The following is a 3,932-nucleotide window of genomic DNA, read 5'->3' on the forward strand; positions in this document are numbered from 1 at the left end:
TAATAATTTGTATTTTAATTATAGCTGTAATTGGAGCTAGGATATATTTAAATAATGATAGGGTAAAGACTATAGTAGAGAATGTGGTATATTCTTCTCTAAATAGAAAATTAGTAATAGAGAAATTTAGTTATGGACTACTCTTTCCTAAAATAGAAGCAAGTAATATAACTCTTTATAATTCTACAAACTTTAATGAAGCAGAAAATATAAGTTTAGATAATTTAAGATTAAGGTTTTCATTATTTCAATTATTTTTCTTGAGACTTCATGTAAAAGAATTAAGTATTGATAATTTGTATGTTAATATGTTTACCGATGAGGCAGGAAATTGGAATCTTCCTGATATGCCGCCTTCAGAGCCAAAAATAGAAGATACAAACAAAGAGCCTTTTGATTTTACTAAATTAGATTTTCTAAAGCTAAAAGCTGATATAGAAAATATTAGAATTAATAATTTATCATTTAGTGCTGATAGTTTATCTTATGTTACAAATAATAGCGGACTTTTTGCAAGTTTAAGTAATTTTAATTTGCATTTAGATTTAAATACTAAAAGATTTGCTTTATCTAAAGTAATGGGAGTTTCTGCTCCTGAGGTTTTGAAGAAGCTTAATATAAAGAGTTTTATAAGCAATGATTTAGTTTATAATAATTCTGCTTTAAATTTCAAAGATGAACCATTATTTAATTTGGATATATCTTATCCTAATGAAGATGAAATAAAAATTGTATTTGATTTTGAAGTAAGTGAACCAAATTTAAAATATAATGGAATAAAAAAAGATGATATGCAAGTGGCGTTTAATTTGCTTGCTAGATATAACATAAAAACTCAAAGCGTATTTATAGATAATATTTCATCAGAGCTTTTGAATGATGAAGTTTTAAAAGTAATAGCATCTGCAACAAATATATTTAATGATAATATAGGAATTGATTTAAATACTTTTTATGCTAGGCTTGATTTAGGAAAGGTAAATAGTTTAACTTCTATGTTTATGCCATCATTAGGTATAAATATGAATGGTCTTTTGAATGTTGATGCTGATAAAACTACAGGCACTATTAATAATCTCAATAATAAACTTACTATAGCTATGAAGAATATCAATTTTGATATGCAAAAAACTATATCTATAAAGAACCTTAATTCTACAACTGTAGTTGATTTAATTATTAATCCAGAAATAGAAGTTGCTGTTGATAATAAACTTACAATAGAGAGAGCAACTGCTTTAAGAAGATATAGATTTAATAATGCTAATGTGGCATTGAGAGTTGATTCTTCGTTAAACGGACTTACTTCTATAGGCACTGTAATAAATGACCCTAATAAAAAGAGCGATGCTATTGTTTATATAGATGATATTTCTGCTAAATATGGAAATGCTAATATTTTACTTAAAGGGCTTGTACGTTTTGATGAGCCTACAGATTTAAAATTGAACGTTTCATCACTTCCAGTTGCTGATTTTAGCGGAGGTTTGGCAAGAGGTTCATTAAATTTAGATGCTAATATTTTTGGTAAGCTATTAAGCGATATAGACCTTAATTTGAAAGGAATAATAAATAATTTCTCTTACAATTTAAATGGTGAGGTTTCTTCTACTACAAAGGCTAATATTAATATGCTTGCTAATGCCAACATTATTTCACAGGATATTAATGTTTCTGAGTTTAATATTGATTTGGGTAATTTCTTTAATTTTAAGTCTTATTTAAATTTACAGGGTATGGGCTTAAAAAGCGGTTTTGTTAATGTACATACTTTAAGAATTGCTCCTTATGCCATGAAAAATTGGCTTTCTACAAAGTTTGCTGAGTTAGTAGATGGGCTTCCTTTTGAAGATGATGTTAAACTAACAAGTGCTATTGCTTATAATTTATCTTTAGAAGATACATTTGCGAGTGTTACAAATTATACAACCGTTTATGTAACAGAAAAGCAGTATAAACTTCAAGATGTTACTATGAAAGTTGATGCAGATGTTAATTTTGGTGAGAACTTATACGCTAATATAAGAAAGTTTAATATAGATAGTCCTACTAATAATTTAAAAGTGAGAGTTGATGGTTATTTTACGCCTGTGATAAAAAATGCTGATTTGAACTATGAGGTTGGTTTAGATACTGATAGTTTATATTTGCCTTTTGGAATTGAGATTGGCGGGCTTTTAAGCATAATAGGAAATTTAAAAAATAATATTGCTGATGGAGATTTGGTTGCTGATAATTTCTTTGCTAATATGGATTCTCCAGATAAGATGTCTATATTATTGAAGGGCTTAGATTCTAATATAGATTATCATTTTGATTTAACTCCTAATAAAAATCAGGTAGTTTCAACTGCGGCAAGATACAATCCTCTAACTAGCCAAGTGCCAAATTTATTTATTGATCAGCTTAGAGTATATTTGAAAATACCTCCTTTTATAGACGACAGTATTAGGATAATGGATTTTTCTTCTTCTGTAAGAGTACAAGGACACGGTCTTACAATACAAGACTTAAAATCATCATTATACATTGGAGGAGAGAAGTTTGATGATAATTTATTTTTAGCATCAATATCAAACAACACAGCCCCAAGAAGGGGAGCTATACACTTACCTTGGCTTAATGTTGATTTAGGAAGCTTTGATACTAGTACTATAAAATATGATATGAGAATGCTTGCAAGTGATATTAATTTCAAATATTTACTTCCTCCAGAAAATAGAGATAAAATTAATGATGAAAAATTGTTGGTTAATTTAACAGCAGATATTGCTGGCGTTGGAATTAGTCCTCTTAATAATATAAGACCTACTACATTCTTTGTTGGTATTAGTAAAATGTCTACAGAGTTTTCTAAATTCTTAATAGAGATGATACGTCCTATTAACCCTGGTATATCTACTGTTGAAAATATTGTTCAATTTGGTTATGACCCTAATTCTGTAGAGTTTAGTATATCTGCAAATAAAGTATTTACTACATTCTATTTTAGAGACCAAAACTTAGATAAACCTAGTCAGCAAAAGCAGCAATTAATAGCATTTGAAGGAGATAAATTTGGTCTTGAACCTATGCCTTTCTCTGATGTTATATCTTACTTAGAAGGCGGAAATTAAGGAGATTTTATGAAGAAGTATTTAATATTTTGTATTTTTATATCAATTATTTTTACTAGCTGTTCTAAGCTAATATTAGTTCAAGAGCCTGAGATGAGAGTTTTAGGTGGAAAGACTTTGATAGAAGCACAGGTTTTAGGTAGATATAGACAAATTGATGAGAGTGCTTATCAGATTTCTACTCTTTCAACAGATAAAGATTTAAGCCTAATAATGGTTAGTACAAATGTTTCTGATGAGGTTGCATCAGAATATAAAGAAGCTTTAATTAGAAGTATGTTTAATCAAGATGAGATTAACCTTTATAAAACTAATGCCTATATTGGAGAGAACAATAGCGGATATTTATCATATATAGCATTTGATGTTACAGAGCCTGAAGTTCAATATGGAGAAACTAGAATAGAATATATAAAAGAAATAATGGAAAAAGAGAATGCCGACAGAAAAATTATAGCTGAATATTTAATATTATCAGACCCAAAACTTACAATGTCCAATATAAAAGAAGTAGAGGCAGCACTTTATAAGAGAAATATAGAGCGTCTTGTAAATAACAGCTACTATCAGCTTCCAGATAATAGTTGGACTCTATATACAAACTCTAATTAATATTCTTTTTCAAAACAATTAAAAATTAAAATATTTGCAGGGCTTTGCCCCGCACCCCAGTTCTTTTATTGGTATAAAAGAACCAAAAGAACTGCATTTTTATGAAGTATACCAAAAACATATAGTATCATTATATATTTTTTTAGATATAAAATTTGAATACTTACATTTTTCGCAACTTTGACGAAGTCCGCACCGCGTAGC

The 3,932-nt window shown here is 28.4% G+C and carries 2 protein-coding genes; both read left to right on the top strand.

All coding sequences use genetic code 11. From position 1 onward, the window contains the following. Positions 1 to 3,116 (top strand): AsmA family protein (locus tag E6A48_RS10250; RefSeq protein ID WP_258018601.1); only part of this gene is annotated, 3,116 nt, incomplete at its 5' end. Between the two features lie 9 nt (positions 3,117 to 3,125). Further along, positions 3,126 to 3,728 (top strand): YdbL family probable chaperone protein, encoded by a 603-nt coding sequence (locus tag E6A48_RS10255; protein ID WP_013243370.1) that lies wholly within the window; start codon positions 3,126 to 3,128, stop codon positions 3,726 to 3,728. Positions 3,729 to 3,932 lie beyond the last annotated feature (204 nt).

Origin of the sequence: Brachyspira pilosicoli, from assembly GCF_019402445.1 — a bacterium.
In the GTDB taxonomy this organism is placed as follows: domain Bacteria; phylum Spirochaetota; class Brachyspiria; order Brachyspirales; family Brachyspiraceae; genus Brachyspira; species Brachyspira pilosicoli_B.